Origin of the sequence: Salmonella sp. SSDFZ69 (genome assembly GCF_004010755.1) — a bacterium.
GTDB lineage: Bacteria > Pseudomonadota > Gammaproteobacteria > Enterobacterales > Enterobacteriaceae > Salmonella > Salmonella enterica.
Map to the genome: position 1 here is coordinate 4,264,873 of NZ_CP034831.1, position 15,947 is coordinate 4,280,819.

Annotated in this window: 16 protein-coding genes; 3 read left to right on the plus strand and 13 right to left on the minus strand. The window is 53.5% G+C overall.

The window, feature by feature from the left end:
- Positions 1-8: 8 nt before the first annotated feature.
- Positions 9-1,424, minus strand: a complete 1,416-nt coding sequence (gene dnaB, locus EOS98_RS21090; RefSeq protein ID WP_000918353.1) for a replicative DNA helicase — start codon at positions 1,422-1,424, stop codon at positions 9-11.
- A 64-nt stretch (positions 1,425-1,488) separates the two neighbouring features.
- Here dnaB and EOS98_RS21095 point away from each other — a divergent pair, with 64 nt between their 5' ends.
- Positions 1,489-2,472 carry a quinone oxidoreductase gene (locus EOS98_RS21095; RefSeq protein ID WP_000235550.1) on the plus strand — a complete coding sequence of 328 codons (984 nt, stop codon included), beginning with the start codon at positions 1,489-1,491 and terminating at the stop codon, positions 2,470-2,472.
- A 174-nt stretch (positions 2,473-2,646) separates the two neighbouring features.
- Here the strand turns inward: EOS98_RS21095 and pspG are convergent, their stop codons facing one another.
- The 3 genes from pspG to EOS98_RS21110 form a co-directional block, all read right to left on the minus strand.
- Positions 2,647-2,889, minus strand: coding sequence for an envelope stress response protein PspG (gene pspG / locus EOS98_RS21100; RefSeq protein ID WP_000891417.1), 243 nt, complete (start codon positions 2,887-2,889; stop codon positions 2,647-2,649).
- 167 nt (positions 2,890-3,056) lie between these two features.
- The gene (dusA, locus tag EOS98_RS21105) at positions 3,057-4,055 is read right to left on the minus strand and encodes a tRNA dihydrouridine(20/20a) synthase DusA (protein WP_126524362.1); all 999 of its coding nucleotides are present in this window, start codon (positions 4,053-4,055) and stop codon (positions 3,057-3,059) included.
- A gap of 87 nt (positions 4,056-4,142) precedes the next feature.
- Complete coding sequence (locus tag EOS98_RS21110) at positions 4,143-5,453, minus strand: conjugal transfer protein TraF (RefSeq protein ID WP_001039335.1); 1,311 nt, start codon at positions 5,451-5,453, stop codon at positions 4,143-4,145.
- Between the two features lie 246 nt (positions 5,454-5,699).
- On the opposite strand from EOS98_RS21110, the gene zur reads away from it, so the two are divergent.
- Positions 5,700-6,215: a zinc uptake transcriptional repressor Zur gene (gene zur / locus EOS98_RS21115; RefSeq protein ID WP_000416271.1), complete on the plus strand. Its 516-nt coding sequence runs from the start codon at positions 5,700-5,702 to the stop codon at positions 6,213-6,215.
- Positions 6,216-6,313: 98 nt separating this feature from the next.
- Here zur and EOS98_RS21120 read toward each other — a convergent pair whose 3' ends face one another.
- The 5 genes from EOS98_RS21120 to EOS98_RS21140 all read right to left on the minus strand — a co-directional run bounded on the left by EOS98_RS21120 (position 6,314) and on the right by EOS98_RS21140 (position 9,243).
- A complete protein-coding gene (locus EOS98_RS21120) occupies positions 6,314-6,523 on the minus strand; it encodes a CsbD family protein (RefSeq protein ID WP_001030592.1) in 210 nt (69 codons plus the stop codon).
- A 21-nt stretch (positions 6,524-6,544) separates the two neighbouring features.
- A complete protein-coding gene (locus EOS98_RS21125) occupies positions 6,545-6,658 on the minus strand; it encodes a hypothetical protein (protein WP_001575282.1) in 114 nt (37 codons plus the stop codon).
- Positions 6,655-7,980, minus strand: coding sequence for an MATE family efflux transporter DinF (gene dinF / locus EOS98_RS21130; RefSeq protein ID WP_126524363.1), 1,326 nt, complete (start codon positions 7,978-7,980; stop codon positions 6,655-6,657). The genes EOS98_RS21125 and dinF overlap by 4 nt, the downstream gene beginning before the upstream one ends.
- Before the next feature lie 177 nt (positions 7,981-8,157).
- On the minus strand, positions 8,158-8,766 hold the full coding sequence (lexA, locus tag EOS98_RS21135) for a transcriptional repressor LexA (RefSeq protein ID WP_000646079.1): 609 nt from the start codon (positions 8,764-8,766) through the stop codon (positions 8,158-8,160).
- 108 nt (positions 8,767-8,874) lie between these two features.
- Positions 8,875-9,243 carry a diacylglycerol kinase gene (locus EOS98_RS21140; RefSeq protein WP_000002900.1) on the minus strand — a complete coding sequence of 123 codons (369 nt, stop codon included), beginning with the start codon at positions 9,241-9,243 and terminating at the stop codon, positions 8,875-8,877.
- A 170-nt stretch (positions 9,244-9,413) separates the two neighbouring features.
- Here EOS98_RS21140 and plsB point away from each other — a divergent pair, with 170 nt between their 5' ends.
- Positions 9,414-11,834 (plus strand): glycerol-3-phosphate 1-O-acyltransferase PlsB, encoded by a 2,421-nt coding sequence (gene plsB / locus EOS98_RS21145; RefSeq protein ID WP_000017366.1) that lies wholly within the window; start codon positions 9,414-9,416, stop codon positions 11,832-11,834.
- Positions 11,835-11,932: 98 nt separating this feature from the next.
- Here the strand turns inward: plsB and ubiA are convergent, their stop codons facing one another.
- The 4 genes from ubiA to EOS98_RS21165 all read right to left on the minus strand — a co-directional run bounded on the left by ubiA (position 11,933) and on the right by EOS98_RS21165 (position 15,933).
- Positions 11,933-12,805 (minus strand): 4-hydroxybenzoate octaprenyltransferase, encoded by an 873-nt coding sequence (gene ubiA / locus EOS98_RS21150; protein ID WP_000455249.1) that lies wholly within the window; start codon positions 12,803-12,805, stop codon positions 11,933-11,935.
- A 13-nt stretch (positions 12,806-12,818) separates the two neighbouring features.
- The gene (ubiC, locus tag EOS98_RS21155; protein WP_000019219.1) at positions 12,819-13,316 is read right to left on the minus strand and encodes a chorismate lyase; all 498 of its coding nucleotides are present in this window, start codon (positions 13,314-13,316) and stop codon (positions 12,819-12,821) included.
- Positions 13,317-13,496: 180 nt separating this feature from the next.
- Positions 13,497-14,414 (minus strand): maltose operon protein MalM, encoded by a 918-nt coding sequence (malM, locus tag EOS98_RS21160; RefSeq protein ID WP_126524364.1) that lies wholly within the window; start codon positions 14,412-14,414, stop codon positions 13,497-13,499.
- Between the two features lie 163 nt (positions 14,415-14,577).
- Positions 14,578-15,933 (minus strand): maltoporin, encoded by a 1,356-nt coding sequence (locus tag EOS98_RS21165; protein ID WP_000973641.1) that lies wholly within the window; start codon positions 15,931-15,933, stop codon positions 14,578-14,580.
- Between the last annotated feature and the right edge of the window lie 14 nt (positions 15,934-15,947).

The following is a 15,947-nucleotide window of genomic DNA, read 5'->3' on the forward strand; positions in this document are numbered from 1 at the left end:
ACGGAGAGTTACTCATCATCGTATTGCGGTCCCGCATAGTTATCGAAGCGCGACCACTGACCATTGAACGTCAGACGAACCGTACCGATAGGACCGTTACGTTGCTTACCAATAATAATTTCAGCAATGCCTTTTAAGTCGCTGTTCTCGTGATAAACCTCATCACGGTAGATAAACATAATTAAGTCGGCATCCTGTTCAATAGAGCCGGATTCACGCAGGTCGGAGTTCACCGGACGTTTATCCGCGCGTTGTTCCAGGGAGCGGTTAAGCTGCGATAGCGCCACGACCGGCACCTGGAGCTCCTTCGCCAGCGCTTTCAACGAGCGAGAAATTTCGGCGATTTCCAGAGTACGGTTATCAGAAAGCGACGGCACACGCATCAATTGCAGGTAGTCGATCATAATCAGACTTAACCCGCCATGTTCGCGGAAAATACGCCGCGCGCGCGAACGGACTTCTGTCGGCGTAAGACCTGAGGAGTCGTCAATATACATATTGCGTTTTTCCAGCAGAATGCCCATCGTGCCGGAGATTCGCGCCCAGTCTTCATCATCGAGTTGACCGGTACGAATACGTGTCTGATCGACGCGGGACAGCGAGGCCAGCATACGCATCATGATCTGTTCGCCGGGCATCTCCAGGCTGAAGATCAGTACCGGTTTATCCTGCAACATCGCCGCATTTTCGCAGAGGTTCATCGCAAAAGTGGTTTTACCCATGGAGGGGCGCGCCGCGACGATAATCAAATCCGAACGCTGTAACCCTGCCGTCTTTTTATTGAGATCCTGATAGCCGGTATCCACGCCTGTAACGCCATCGTGCGGTTGCTGGAACAACTGCTCAATACGCGCCACGGTAGCGTCGAGAATCTGGTCGATGCTTTTCGGACCTTCGTCTTTGTTGGCCCGGTTTTCCGCGATCTGGAAAACGCGCGACTCCGCCAGATCCAGCAGTTCATCGCTATTGCGCCCCTGTGGATCGTAACCAGCGTCCGCAATTTCATGCGCCACCGCGATCATATCGCGGACCACGGCGCGTTCGCGCACAATGTCCGCATAAGCACTGATATTCGCCGCGCTTGGCGTGTTTTTAGACAACTCCGCCAGATAGGCGAAACCGCCGACGCTGTCCAGTTGGCCCTGCCGCTCCAGCGATTCCGCGAGCGTAATCAGGTCGATAGGACTGCCGCTTTCCTGCAAGCGCCCCATCTCCGTAAAGATATGGCGATGCGGGCGGGTATAGAAATCTTCCGCCACCACGCGCTCGGCCACATCGTCCCAGCGCTCGTTATCCAGCATTAAACCGCCCAACACCGACTGTTCCGCTTCAATCGAGTGCGGCGGCACTTTTATCCCGGCAACCTGCGGATCGCGGTCGCGGGCATCAGTCTGTGGTTTGTTGAAGGGTTTATTTCCTGCCATAGTGAATGGAGTTACCGAGATAGTGATTGGGTCGAAAGATTACCACATTTCTTTTGGAGGAAGCATGGCAACGCGTATTGAATTTCACAAGCATGGTGGTCCGGAAGTGCTTCAGACCGTGGAGTTTACGCCAGCGGAACCGGCGGAACATGAAATCCAGGTTGAGAACAAAGCCATTGGTATCAACTTCATCGACACCTATATCCGTAGCGGACTCTATCCGCCCCCGTCGTTGCCTGCGGGCCTGGGAACCGAAGCTGCGGGTGTGGTCAGTAAAGTCGGCAACGGCGTGGAGCACATTCGCGTGGGCGATCGCGTCGTCTACGCGCAGTCAACGCTCGGCGCTTACAGTTCCGTCCATAACGTCCCCGCAGATAAAGCCGCGATTTTACCTGACGCCATTTCCTTCGAACAGGCGGCAGCCTCTTTTCTCAAGGGGTTGACCGTTTTTTACCTGTTGCGCAAAACCTATGAAGTGAAACCCGACGAACCCTTCCTGTTTCATGCCGCTGCGGGCGGCGTCGGTCTGATCGCCTGCCAGTGGGCGAAAGCGCTGGGCGCGAAGCTTATCGGTACCGTCGGTAGCGCGCAAAAAGCGCAGCGGGCGCTGGACGCTGGCGCCTGGCAGGTAATTAATTACCGTGAGGAGAGCATTGTCGAACGGGTAAAAGAGATCACCGGCGGCAAAAAAGTCCGCGTGGTCTATGACTCCGTGGGGAAAGATACCTGGGAAGCCTCACTGGACTGCCTGCAACGTCGGGGACTGATGGTCAGTTTCGGCAATGCGTCCGGCCCCGTCACTGGCGTGAATTTAGGTATTCTGAATCAGAAAGGTTCCCTGTATGCCACGCGACCTTCACTACAGGGGTATATTACGACACGTGAAGAACTGACCGAAGCCAGCAATGAATTGTTCTCATTGATCGCCAGCGGCGTGATTAAAGTTGATGTGGCTGAAAATCAACGCTATGCGTTAAAAGATGCCCGTCGCGCACATGAGGTGCTGGAAAGCCGGGCCACACAGGGCTCAAGCCTGCTGATTCCGTAATAGCTCTGCAAAGAAATTGGGCTTCCACCCGGGAAGCCCTTTCTTTTTTTGTTCGGCTGTATGTAGGGTACAGCGCGATGAATTCGTTACCTGCGCAATCATGACAGATTTAATAATCGATTCCTATTTGCCTGTGAGGGCAAAGTTCCAGGTTGTGACGAACCGCTCAATACCTTAGTAAAACCGACGGTTATTGCGCTGATACTGAGGGATTTTTGGCGTTTTTACTGCTTTGATCACCCACACCACAGCCACCGCCAGCAGTAGCCACGGTAACAGCTTGATCATCAGGGCGAACATTCCGCCCAGGAACATGACGGCAGTCGCTACAACCAGCGCGGTCAGAATGCCCAGCAAGGAGACGCCCGTCACCATTAACATCAGAAAAAAGCCAAGCACAAAAAGTAGTTCCAGCATAGTCGCTCCCCATAGAGATGGCATTGCCCGGCGGCACGGCGCTTACCGGGTTTGGTCAGGTAAGCTATTACAAAAATCATGCCAATATTTATGTTTTTGATATATAAAGAAAACGCCCTGCAAGACCGCACAGAGCGTGGTGAGATTGACTAATTTTTGGCGAACTTTTAACGCTTGTCTGCTACCAGTTTTAGCGCCTGCTCCAGTACAGCAACATCCGCGCCAGCTTTATAGGCGTTTTCGCTCAGATAGCGACGCCACTGCCGCGCGCCGGGGATGCCCTGGAACAACCCCAGCATATGGCGAGTGATATGCCCCAGATACGCTCCCTGGCTCAATTCACGCTCAATATAGGGATACATCGCGCGAACCACCGCAACCGGATCGGCATCGGTGGTATCGGCGCCAAAGATCTCCCGATCCACCGCGGCCAGTATACCCGGATTCTGATAAGCTTCGCGGCCAACCATGACGCCATCCATATGGCGCAGGTGTTCCTTCGCCTCTTCCAGCGATTTGATGCCGCCGTTAATGGACATGGTCAGGTGCGGAAAATCCCGCTTTAGCTGGTATACGCGCGGGTAATCCAGCGGCGGGATCTCACGATTTTCTTTCGGGCTTAAGCCAGAAAGCCAGGCTTTGCGCGCATGGATAATAAACATCTCGCATTCGCCCCGACCGGAAACCGTATCGATGAAATCACACAGAAACGCATAACTGTCCTGATCGTCAATACCAATGCGGGTTTTTACCGTTACCGGAATCGAGACGACATCACGCATGGCTTTAACACAATCGGCGACCAGTTGCGCATTGCCCATCAAACAGGCGCCAAACATACCATTTTGCACACGATCGGAGGGGCACCCCACGTTGAGGTTAATTTCATCGTAGCCACGCGCTTCCGCCAGCTTTGCACAATGCGCAAGCTGAGCCGGATCGCTTCCACCAAGCTGTAGAGCAACCGGATGCTCTTCTTCGCTGTAAGCCAGATAGTCACCCTTACCGTGAATAATCGCGCCCGTGGTCACCATTTCGGTGTAGAGCAGCGTCTGGCGAGACAGCAAACGCAGGAAATAGCGGCAATGTCTGTCCGTCCAGTCGAGCATAGGCGCGATGGAGAAGCGATAAGCAGGAAAAGCGGAGGACTGGGTTTCAGGCTGCATGGCGAATAAATAAGCATCCGGTTAAAAAAGGGGCGTCACTATAGCATAACGCTAAACCGGAGGCGTAGCGCCTCCGGTGAAAACGCCTCAGAATGTCATCGTAAGCTGCGCGCCAGCCCCCCAGGTTTCATCTTCGCCGTACAGTCCCATTAAGTCGAGATGCACACGGTTAAAGGGCGCAAAGCCAAGACCGCCGGTAACCACATTGCTATCGTTATTTTTCACATCCGCACGATACCCTGCGCGCACCGCCAGCCATGACAACGGTCGAACTTCAGCGCCGACACCCACGTACTGTGAATTGTCTTCGCTCTTAAAGCCTTTCGTTTCCGTCAGATCGCCATCGGCGCTTACGGTCAGTAAATCGTTATGCCATGCGATGCCCGCGGTAACCAGGGGGCGGATTTGGTATGTATCTTTGTAGTTGGTGGTTTCTCCCGTCATACCATTAGTGATGTAAATATCTTTCGTATCGATATCGCGAGATACCAGATTTTGCCCGCTCAGCCCCAGCGTCCAGTTTTCACCGATATCGGCAGCAAGCCCCGCATCAATGTTAAAACCCGTATCGTCATTGCGATAGCGGCTGCTATTCCAGTCGCTACTGTCGTAGTTATAAATTGAGGTGGTGTAGTTATAGAGCCAGGTTTTTTGCAGTTTTGGCGTAACGCCAATGGAAACAGGCACCTCGCCCACCACAAACTGCTTCGCCAGTGCAATACCGTAGTCAGACACAATCGCTACCCGCCCCGACGCGGTAGAGTTTAAATGCTTTGTAATTTCGTCAGACCCCAGCAAAGCAGCGCGTCCTGCTTCACGAAGCGCGACACGTTCATCATGCTGGATATCGCGCAGATACTGAATATCGTTCTGATCAATGGACGAACTCACGCGCCCATGCGCATAACCTTTGGCGATAAACGCCACGGAAAGCGTTTGCCCTGGAATACTTACCGCCAACCCGGCGCCGGCATTGGCGCGGGCGGTTTTTCCGTTGAGATATTCCAGCTCATCGGCCAGGTCGCGCGCGGCGCCCTGAAATTGATTCAGCACGCCTCGCGGATTGAGCAGAATTTGCCCCAGCGTAAGGTTATCGACGACCTCATCGTAGTAATCCACTTTATCGCTGATATCGTCAATTTCATCCTGGAGATTGTCTTTATCCGTAATCTGGACGCCGACCGCAGGAAGGACAACAGTGATATTGTCTTCCGGTTTGGCTTTTGCCAGTAACGCCGGATTTAACAGTACTCCGCTGCCATAATTCGCGGACGCGACGCCCGTCCCGCCCATTGCGTCATTACGCGCTTCCGTCCAGGTATTGGCGGCGCTCGCCTGCTTTGCCATAAAAAGCGAGACCGCGATAGCAATCAGTGAAAGTTTGACGTTTTTGTTCACAGTTAGCCCATCTTATTATCAGGTGAAGTAATCCCTCCGCCACGCTTTACCGGACAGAGGCGAACTATTGCTGTGAAATAGTGATGTTAAATCCTGTTGTTATAATATCGACCCTCATTAGGTATAGATGAGAATACTGGCGCGGAAAAGCTTAGCAGGCGATATATTGTCGCGGGGTAATTTCAGAGTTTTAAGCAGCTCGTGGTAAAGTAACGGATTAGACTTTCATGCCATTCGAGGTGCTACATGGAAAAGACCACAACGCAAGAGTTACTGGCGCAAGCTGAAAAACTCTGCGCGCAGCGCAACGTGCGCCTGACGCCTCAGCGCCTCGAAGTGCTGCGCCTGATGAGTCTGCAACAGGGTGCCATCAGCGCATACGATTTGCTCGATTTGCTGCGCGAAACGGAACCACAGGCCAAACCGCCCACCATCTACCGCGCGCTGGATTTTTTGCTCGAACAGGGTTTTGTCCATAAAGTGGAATCCACCAATAGTTATGTGGTTTGCCACCTGTTCGACCAGCCGACGCACAGCTCGGCCATGTTTATCTGCGATCGTTGCGGCGTGGTGAAGGAAGAGTGTGCCGAGGGCGTGGAAGACATCATGCATACGCTGGCGGCTAAAATGGGATTTGCGCTACGACATAACGTTATTGAGGCGCACGGTCTGTGCCCTGCGTGCGTAGAAGTGGAAGCGTGTCGCCATCCGGGCGACTGTGGTCACGACCACTCGGTGCTGGTGAAGAAAAAACCGCGTTAGCCTGAACGGAAAACGGGCGGCAGTAGAGAGGGGCACGCCCGCATTCATAAGCAAACAGTGGGAAGCACATCCATGTACTCCTGGTAGGGGAAAACATATTACCAGCGATAGTTGTTACGGGTTTCCCAGTCAACAACCTCTTTTTCCGCCTGATCTTTCTGGTAACCGTAACGCTCCTGGATTTTACCTACCAGTTGGTCGCGTTTACCTTCGATAACGGTCATATCGTCATCGGTCAGTTTGCCCCATTGTTCTTTCATTTTACCTTTAAACTGTTTCCAGTTACCGCCGGCTTCGTCTTTATTCATCATCTTGTCCTCATCATTCGGTTAGGAATAGCAGGTGTTATTCGCCCAAATGCACTGCAATTTCTGCTGGACGTGATAATAATTGTAGGCAGGAATTCGGCCTTCGGTTTTATATTCAGAATTTTTAACCGTCACGATCTGGCAAACCATGTACCCTCGCGCCAGTGACGACGCCAGATAAGGCTCAACGACAGACCGCGAAGCGCCAGGAACACGGTTAATGCCAGCCATAAACCATGATTTCCTAATACCGGCAGGGCGAAGAGCGTCAGCGCGAATCCTCCCGCGGCGACAGCCATGCTATTGCGCATTTCGGCAGCGCGCGTCGCGCCAATAAACATACCATCGAGCAGATAGCACCATACGCCCACCAGCGGTAATACCACCTGCCAGATAAGATACCGATCCGCCAGTAGCTGTATTTGCGGCAATGAGGTCAGTAACGCGACAATATGTTCGCCTGCCAGGGCATAGACTGTGGAAAACAACAAGGCCACAATTCCTGACTGACGACACGCCGCTCGCCAGACGTCCAGTAGCTTGCTACCGTCACGCGCACCGTAAGCCTGACCGGAGTGCGCCTCCACCGCATAAGCAAAACCGTCCAGCGCATAGGCCGTAAAGGTGAGTAAGGTCATCAGGACTGCATTTACCGCGATAATATTGCTGCCCAGCCGCGCGCCTGACACCGTGATTGCGCCAAAACAAAGCTGAAGGAGCAATGAGCGCAGCATGATATCGCGATTGAGCGCCAAAAGGCGGCGCACGTTGCCGCGCCAGGCCTGTTTTAGCATATCCAGCGACACACCGCGGAGATGGAGAACTTTACGTACCATCATGAGGCCGATCAGTAACGTGGCATATTCTGCGATGACCGTCGCTAGGGCGGCGCCCTGCACGTTCATATGAAGCCCCATCACCAGCCACAGGTCGAGCGCGATGTTGAGGATATTGCCCACGACCAACAAGATAACCGGCGCCCGCGCATACTGAACGCCTAACAGCCACCCGAGCAGCACCAGATTCGCCAGTGACGCGGGAGCGCTTAGCCAACGAATTTCAAGGAAGCGTCTCGCCTGCACCAGGACAGCGTCGTTCCCGCCGACAATATGTAAAGCCAGCTCGATAAGCGGCGTGCGAAATAGCACAATCATCACGCCAGCGCCCAGCGCCAGTAATAACGGTTGAATGAGCGCCCGGGCTAACGCCTGCGGATTTTTGGCGCCAAATGCCTGCGCCGTTAGGCCGGTGGTGCTCATACGTAGAAATAGCAGCAGCATGAAAAGAAAGCTGGTGGCAGTCGCGCCCACCGCCACGCCGCCCAGGAAAACCGGGCTGTCCAGATGACCAATCACCGCCGTATCGACCAGTCCCAGTAAGGGGACGGTGATGTTAGAAAAAATCATCGGCAGCGCGAGACGCCAGAGAGCTTTATCAGAGGAGGTAAAAAGCGGCATGGAGAAAAGCCTGACAAGGAGTTAAAGGAAACGAGCGCATTGCCGGATGGCGACGTAACGCCTTATCCGGCCTACAAATTAATCATCTCAGGAACTGCATTCCCGTAGGCCTGATAAGCGCAGCGCCATCAGGCTGCACGATTGCCGAATGACGGCTTACAAGGAGATCAAAAGAGATTACAACCATTCCCCGTTGCGAATGACGCCTACCGCCAACCCTTCAATCGTAAAGCTTTGTTCGCGCAGATCCACCACTATCGGTGTAAACTCGCTGTTTTCCGGCAGCAGCTCCACTTTATTGCCCTGCTTTTTCAGGCGTTTTACTGTCACTTCATCGTCAATGCGAGCGACAACCACCTGGCCATTACGGACGTCCTGCGTTTTATGTACCGCCAGCAAATCCCCATCCATAATACCGATGTCTTTCATCGACATACCGCTCACGCGCAGCAGGAAATCGGCGCTGGGTTTGAACAGTGAAGGATCGACCTGGTAATGGCCTTCAATATGCTGCTGCGCCAGAAGCGGTTCACCCGCCGCGACACGCCCGACAAGCGGTAATCCGTCCTCTTCTTCCTGTAACAGACGGATACCTCGCGATGCGCCGGAAACGATTTCAAGCACCCCTTTGCGCGCCAGCGCTTTAAGGTGTTCTTCCGCCGCATTTGGGGAACGGAACCCCAAACGCTGCGCGATTTCCGCACGCGTCGGTGGCATACCTGTCTGGCTGATGTGATCCCGGATGAGATCAAACACCTCTTGTTGCCTGGCCGTTAACGCTTTCATTCCGCCCCCTGGGTGTATATACAGTCATGCTGTGAGTATATACAGTTAAAGGTGATTTTGGAACCACAAACGGCGCAAAAAACAAGAGATTTATAAAATTTGGAACCTTTATCGAAAATGTGACCATAACAGGATGCCCCAGGTCATCAGGGCAACGAAAATAGACAGTAGCACCGCAGCCGATCCCATATCTTTCGCACGGCCGGAAAGCTCATGGTATTCAGAACCGATGCGGTCAACGACCGCTTCAATAGCGCTGTTGAGGATTTCAACAATCATGATAAGTAAAACGGAACCTATCAATAACACACGGGTAATCGCATCCACATCCAGCCAGCAGGCGATGATGACGCCCAGCAATACCGCGATACTTTCCTGGCGAAACGCCGCTTCGTGAGTCCATGCGGCGCGAAATCCTTTCCAGGAATATCCTGCCGCTTTGATAATTCTGGTGAATCCAGTGGTATTATTGGCCATCAAAAGAACCTTTTTACATTATTAACGTCAATGACATTATACGGTTGCCCTGCACGATTCGGACTGCCGTAACGCAGCGCGAAGTATGACGGGATACAACAGAAATTCGCTAAACTTTCTGATATCCTTGCACCGCATTTGCATTATTAACCAGAGGCTTTACATCGTTTATGTCCGGCTGGCCACGAATTTACTACAAATTACTGAATTTACCATTAAGCATACTGGTAAAAAGCAAGTCTATTCCGGCGGAACCCGCCCAGGAATTGGGGCTCGATACTTCTCGCCCCATTATGTATGTCTTGCCATACAACTCAAAAGCGGACTTACTGACGCTGCGGGCGCAATGTCTGGCGCACGATCTCCCGGATCCGCTGGAGCCGCTGGAGATCGACGGCGCGCTGCTGCCACGCTATGTATTTATTCACGGCGGACCGCGTGTCTTTACCTATTACACGCCAAAAGAAGAGTCGGTGAAACTTTTTCACGATTATCTCGATCTGCATCGGAGTAATCCGGCTTTGGACGTGCAGATGGTGCCCGTTTCCGTGATGTTTGGCCGCGCGCCGGGTCGTGAAAAGGGAGAAGAGAACCCGCCTTTACGTATGCTGAACGGCGTACAGAAATTCTTTGCCATCTCCTGGCTGGGTCGCGATAGCTTTGTCCGATTCTCGCCGTCCGTCTCATTGCGTCGCATGGCTGATGAACACGGCACCGATAAAATCATCGCGCAGAAGCTGGCTCGCGTGGCGCGTATGCACTTTGCTCGCCAGCGTCTGGCGGCGGTTGGCCCACGCCTGCCCGCCCGTCAGGATCTGTTTAACAAACTGCTGGCCTCGAAAGCGATCGCCCGCGCGGTAGAAGACGAAGCGCGCAGTAAAAAAATCTCTCATGAAAAAGCGCAGCAAAACGCCATTGCGCTGATGGAAGAGATCGCGGCGAACTTCTCTTACGAGATGATTCGTTTGACCGACAGGATTTTGGGGTTTACCTGGAACCGACTGTACCAGGGGATTAACGTGCATAACGCCGAGCGCGTACGCCAACTGGCGCACGACGGGCATGAAATCGTCTATGTGCCCTGTCACCGCAGCCATATGGACTATTTGCTCCTTTCTTATGTGCTGTACCATCAGGGACTGGTTCCGCCGCACATTGCCGCCGGTATTAACCTTAATTTCTGGCCCGCTGGCCCGATTTTCCGTCGTCTGGGCGCGTTCTTTATTCGTCGCACCTTTAAGGGGAATAAACTCTATTCCACCGTCTTTCGCGAATACCTGGGCGAGCTGTTCAGCCGCGGTTACTCGGTTGAGTATTTTGTCGAAGGAGGACGTTCGCGTACCGGACGTTTGTTAGACCCGAAAACCGGCACCCTGTCGATGACTATCCAGGCGATGCTGCGCGGCGGTACCCGTCCAATTACGTTAGTGCCTATTTACATCGGCTATGAGCACGTCATGGAAGTGGGCACCTATGCGAAAGAACTGCGCGGCGCGACAAAAGAGAAAGAGAGCCTGCCGCAGATGCTGAAAGGCTTGAGCAAGCTGCGCAATCTGGGTCAGGGCTACGTTAACTTTGGCGAACCGATGCCGCTCATGACGTACCTGAACCAGCATGTGCCGGAGTGGCGCGAATCTATCGACCCTATAGAGGCCATACGCCCAGCCTGGCTGACGCCGACGGTAAATAGTATCGCCGCCGATCTGATGGTGCGTATTAACAACGCTGGCGCGGCAAACGCGATGAACCTGTGTTGTACCGCGCTGTTAGCGTCGCGTCAGCGCTCGCTCACCCGCGAGCAGCTCACCGAGCAGCTTGATTGCTATCTCGATCTGATGCGCAATGTCCCTTATTCCACAGACTCAACCGTTCCTGCCGCCAGCGCTGGCGAGCTCATCGCTCACGCGCTGCAGATGAATAAGTTTGAGGTCGAGAAAGACACCATTGGCGATATCATCATTCTGCCGCGCGAGCAGGCGGTGTTGATGACCTACTATCGTAACAATATCGCGCATATGTTGATTATGCCTTCGCTGATGGCGGCGATTATCACCCAGCATCGTCGCATTTCGCGTGATGCGTTGCAGCAGCATGTTGAAGCGCTCTATCCGATGTTAAAAGCGGAGCTGTTCCTGCGCTGGGAGCGCGAGGAGTTAGCCTCGGTCATTGACGCGCTGGCCAGTGAAATGCAGCGTCAGGGGCTAATTACCCTGCAGGATGATGAACTGCATATCAACCCGACGCATTCCCGTACGCTGCAACTGCTGGCGGCAGGCGCGCGTGAAACGCTACAGCGTTATGCCATTACGTTCTGGCTGTTGAGCGCCAATCCGTCCATCAACCGCAGTACGCTGGAGAAAGAAAGCCGTACCGTGGCGCAACGTCTGTCTGTCCTGCACGGTATTAACGCGCCGGAGTTTTTCGACAAAGCGGTGTTCAGTTCACTCGTGTTGACGCTACGGGATGAGGGTTATATCAGTGATACGGGCGATGCCGAACCGGCAGAAACGATGAAGATATATCAGATGCTTGCCGATCTAATTACCTCTGATGTCCGTCTGACGATTGAAAGCGCGACGCAGGGCGAGTAAGCCAGTGCCTGAAATGCCCGATAGTGCAAGCTCATCGGGCAACTGATATGACGTATTGAAAATTTTGGCTTTGTAGGCCGGGTCCGCCCGGCATGACATCAGAAGTGCCAGTAACTCATCGCCAGCCCTAAAAATAGCACCAGGCCAACGTAGTTATTGTTCATAAAGGCTTTAAAGCAGGCTTCACGCTCACGGTTCGCAATCAGTTTTTGCTGGTAGACAAACAGCGCGCCCGCCACCAGCACAGCCCAGTAATATCCCCATCCCAGACCATTCAACCAGCCGATCAGCGCCATTAACGCCATGACGCCAAGCTGCAGAATCCCGATAATCAATGTGTCATAACGACCAAACAGGATCGCCGTCGATTTAATGCCTATCTTGATATCATCATCTCTGTCGACCATCGCATATTGCGTATCGTAAGCCACCGCCCAGAGAATATTGGCGAGGAACATCAGCCAGCAGCTCAACGGCAGGGATTCGCTCACCGCGGCGAACGCCATGGGGATTGACCAGCCGAAAGCGGCCCCCAGCACGACCTGCGGCAGGTGGGTGTAGCGTTTCATAAAGGGATAAACCCAGGCCAACGCCAGCGCCGCCACGGAAAGCAGAATCGTCATGGCGTTCAGCGTCAGCACCAACAGAAACGCCAGCAGCACCAGCACCACAAACAGGTTGCGCGCTTCTTTCTCTGTCACGGCGCCGCTGGGTAAAGGTCGGTTGACCGTACGTTTTACATGTCCGTCAAATTTACGATCGGCATAATCATTCACCACGCAGCCCGCCGCGCGCATTAACCACACGCCAGCGACAAAAACCGCCAAAATCCACAGCTGAGGCATACCCGGTGTCGCCACCCATAGTGCCCAAAGCGTCGGCCAGAGCAGCAGCAACGCGCCAATAGGCTTATCTGTACGCATCAAACGGTGAAACGCCAGCAGCTTACTCTGCGTCAGACTCCACTCCATCTTTATCTTCCTCTCAGTACAGCGGCGATGCAGGTAAAAAAAGCTCGGTAAGCAACAGCGGTTTTCCGCTCAACCGCAGTCGAGAGCGGCGCCCCCACAGCGTTGCATCGCGTCCAATTTCAATAAAATCGCGGGTCAGTGTCGATGATGTAAATAGATAACGTCCAAGCGGGGTTTTACCCAGATGTTGTAAGACCTGTTCAGGTCCGCACAGCGTGGATTCCGGTACCACGGTACGTCCGGCAAGCCAGGGCTCGCCGTCAGCGCAAAGCAGTATCTCACGTAACCAGTAGCGGGATTCGGATGGCAGTAAACCTGATGCTTCCTCGACCTCACTTTGGCCGACAAACGCTTCCCGAATCAGCGTCACGCTTACCCGCTTTCCCTGCTGCTCAAAACGTTTAGTCATAGAATCTTCCAGCAACAGCCAGTCCAGCAAATGGGGTTCAAGCGCAGGAATCGCATCAAAATAGCGCAGCGCACGCAGTTGCGTTAACGCAGGGTGTGACATGCCTTACTCTCCGATTCATAACCTAAAGTCATTGTATCTCAGAAAAGACATTACGGGGGGCGTAATCACAATTAAGTGATCTGTTGCGCAACAAAAAAATAACAATTCGCATGAAATGATAAAAAAAGGTGCGCCAGGAGACGCACCAGTTGCTGCAAAATCAGCACTGTGGGGAAACAATTACCCCTTGCCTTTTACACTGCTGATAAAGGTGGAACGGGCAGATGTCGATCCCAGACGTTCGGCCTCATCAAGCAGTTTCAGCGCTTTATCGACGTCGCCTTTCGCTACGGCATCCTTAATCGCTTTATTAAAGTAGCTTTCCGTATCGTTCAACATCGGCTCGCTTTTCTTCGGCGCGACTGGCGCTGGCGCAGCGACCGGCGCGGCGGTATTGCCTACCGTTACCGGCCCGGTACCGGACGAGCCAAACAACGGCCCGACCAATACGCTGGAGCTGCTGTTGGTTTTCACCTTCAGTTTCACCACGCCGTCAGTGGTATGGCAAGCAACTGGATCGGGAATATCCGGGATAGAGTTGCCGACGCCTTTGGCATAGGCTTTTGCCGGATCGAGCAGCGTAGTGGTTTGCTGAAGATCTTTTTCGGTCGTAAACACCAGAACATAGAGTTTCTGCTGCCCCAACGCAGGCGTCAGGCGCATCACGCCTTCCAGCCGGTCTGCGCTCATGACGCCCGGCTGCTGATAAGTAAAGTAACTGCTGGGGAAGAACGCCGAAGGCGTCATATTTTGGTCAAGAATCAACACGTTTGGCGCAAAAACGCTGGCTTGCTTATTGACCTCGCTGGTCAGAGTTAATGTCAGCTCGCCGATATTCGCCGGAACGCTATAAGCGGCGACCGGGCCGGTAATGCCGGCGACGTCAAGGCGCTGGCCGCCAGTCGCCAGTTGGGTAGACTGCGTTTTTGACTGATCTACAGGCGTCCAGGTTAATTGCTGTAGCGCAGCAGCAGGAATAGCGGGCGCGGCGCTGGTATTTTGCGGTACATAGTTCACTTCCGCCAGGCTGATACCCGGCACGCTGGCGAACAGCCCTGCGGTTAAACAGAGGGCGACGAGACTTTTCTTCATTTTCATTATTCTCACCTCAATAAGGCGGGTTCAGCGGTAGCCAGGCAATAGCGCGCCAACCCAAACATATCGCCGAATGGCGGCTGACGCCTTATTCGGCTTACAAGCATCATCAGACCTGATGTTTCAGAGGGGCTTGCGCCCCTCGTTACGTCAGATGACCATCGTATTACCACCAGATTTCCATCTGGGCGCCGAAGGTCCACTCATCGCTATCGCCACGGCTGTTGGTGGAAATGCCGGAGTTAGTCGCTGCGGCATAACGGGAAATGTTATCGCCGTCTTTGATATAGCCCCATTTCTCATCCCATTTCGCGTAGGTGGCAAAAATACGGATAGCCGGACGCGACCAGATGCTGTCGCCCGCCTGCCACTGTTGCGCCAGGGTGATTTTATATTGATTGTTACGATCGCCGGTCTGCTGAGATTTCACGTTGTCGTAGCCGACTTCCAGCAGGGTACTCATGATTGGCGTCCACTTGTACATTGGACGTACGCCCACGGTCCACCACTCAGTACCCAGGTTATTATCCCAATCGATATTCTGGTACATACCGACGTACATCAAATCCCATTTATCACCAAGCGAGATGGCGCCATGATCCAAAATACGCCACATATCGCCGTTATTGTTGATGACCTTATTGGCATAATTAATTTTGGTTCCATCCAATTCTTCAGTGAAAGATGAAGAACCGTCGGAACCGCGCGCCTGGCCTTTACCCTGCGTGGTCATGGCATCGGTGGCATATTGCACGACAAACTTGTTATAGCCTTTCAACATGCTTTGCGTGTGTTCGGCGGTGAACATCCAGCCGTCTTTCGATGCCCCATCAGCCAGCTTATAACCATCGGTCGTATTGGCGCGGCCGTAATCAACGCCCAGCTCCAGTACGCCGTCCGGGTTCGTTTGCAGACCAGCCAGACGTACGTCAAAGACGTCGTTAGCGGTATCTTTCACTTCATCATAAATATTCTGGCTGCTGAAGGTGTAAGAGCCGCCCGCTTCAGTAGAGCGGGTCGCCGCCAGTGAAAGCTTACCGAAGCCCAGATCGATATTTTCGATACCCGCGCCAGGACCTGAAATATCCCAGTAGTAGAAGTCGATCATGTGTACGTCATGACGCTGATAGAAGCGCTTACCGGCCCAGATGGTAGAGCCCGGCAGCCATTCAATCAGGTTTTTACCCTGCACGTTCGCTTCGCGGAAGGCGGGATCGGTCGATTCCCAGTCGTTCTGCTGGTTAACCGAATAGGCGACGTTGGTGTCGAAATAGAAGCTCTTATCGCCCTCTTTCCACACTTCCTGGCCCAGTTTCAGTTCCGCATAGGTTTCACATTCGTTACCGAGACGGTATTTACTTTGGGCACCTGTTGCCTGGAAACATTGTTGTTCGCCGCCGCTTCCCGTCCAGCCAATACCGGAACGGGCGTAACCGTGGAAATCGACAGCCATTGCCTGAGCGGACATTACGCCCGCTGCGACAGCAACTGCCAGTGGGAGTTTGCGCAGAGTAATCATCATTCTATCTCCTGAGA

Excerpts from the sequence above, each read along its gene's own strand:
- EOS98_RS21165 (WP_000973641.1), bottom strand. The coding sequence starts at position 15,933 with ATGATGATTACTCTGCGCAAACTCCCACTGGCAGTTGCTGTCGCAGCG.
- zur (WP_000416271.1), top strand. The coding sequence starts at position 5,700 with ATGGAAAAGACCACAACGCAAGAGTTACTGGCGCAAGCTGAAAAACTC.
- EOS98_RS21140 (WP_000002900.1), bottom strand. The coding sequence starts at position 9,243 with ATGGCCAATAATACCACTGGATTCACCAGAATTATCAAAGCGGCAGGA.
- dinF (WP_126524363.1), bottom strand. The coding sequence starts at position 7,980 with ATGCCGCTTTTTACCTCCTCTGATAAAGCTCTCTGGCGTCTCGCGCTG.
- ubiC (WP_000019219.1), bottom strand. The coding sequence starts at position 13,316 with ATGTCACACCCTGCGTTAACGCAACTGCGTGCGCTGCGCTATTTTGAT.
- lexA (WP_000646079.1), bottom strand. The coding sequence starts at position 8,766 with ATGAAAGCGTTAACGGCCAGGCAACAAGAGGTGTTTGATCTCATCCGG.
- EOS98_RS21095 (WP_000235550.1), top strand. The coding sequence starts at position 1,489 with ATGGCAACGCGTATTGAATTTCACAAGCATGGTGGTCCGGAAGTGCTT.
- dnaB (WP_000918353.1), bottom strand. The coding sequence starts at position 1,424 with ATGGCAGGAAATAAACCCTTCAACAAACCACAGACTGATGCCCGCGAC.
- EOS98_RS21120 (WP_001030592.1), bottom strand. The coding sequence starts at position 6,523 with ATGAATAAAGACGAAGCCGGCGGTAACTGGAAACAGTTTAAAGGTAAA.
- plsB (WP_000017366.1), top strand. The coding sequence starts at position 9,414 with ATGTCCGGCTGGCCACGAATTTACTACAAATTACTGAATTTACCATTA.
- pspG (WP_000891417.1), bottom strand. The coding sequence starts at position 2,889 with ATGCTGGAACTACTTTTTGTGCTTGGCTTTTTTCTGATGTTAATGGTG.
- malM (WP_126524364.1), bottom strand. The coding sequence starts at position 14,414 with ATGAAAATGAAGAAAAGTCTCGTCGCCCTCTGTTTAACCGCAGGGCTG.
- ubiA (WP_000455249.1), bottom strand. The coding sequence starts at position 12,805 with ATGGAGTGGAGTCTGACGCAGAGTAAGCTGCTGGCGTTTCACCGTTTG.
- dusA (WP_126524362.1), bottom strand. The coding sequence starts at position 4,055 with ATGCAGCCTGAAACCCAGTCCTCCGCTTTTCCTGCTTATCGCTTCTCC.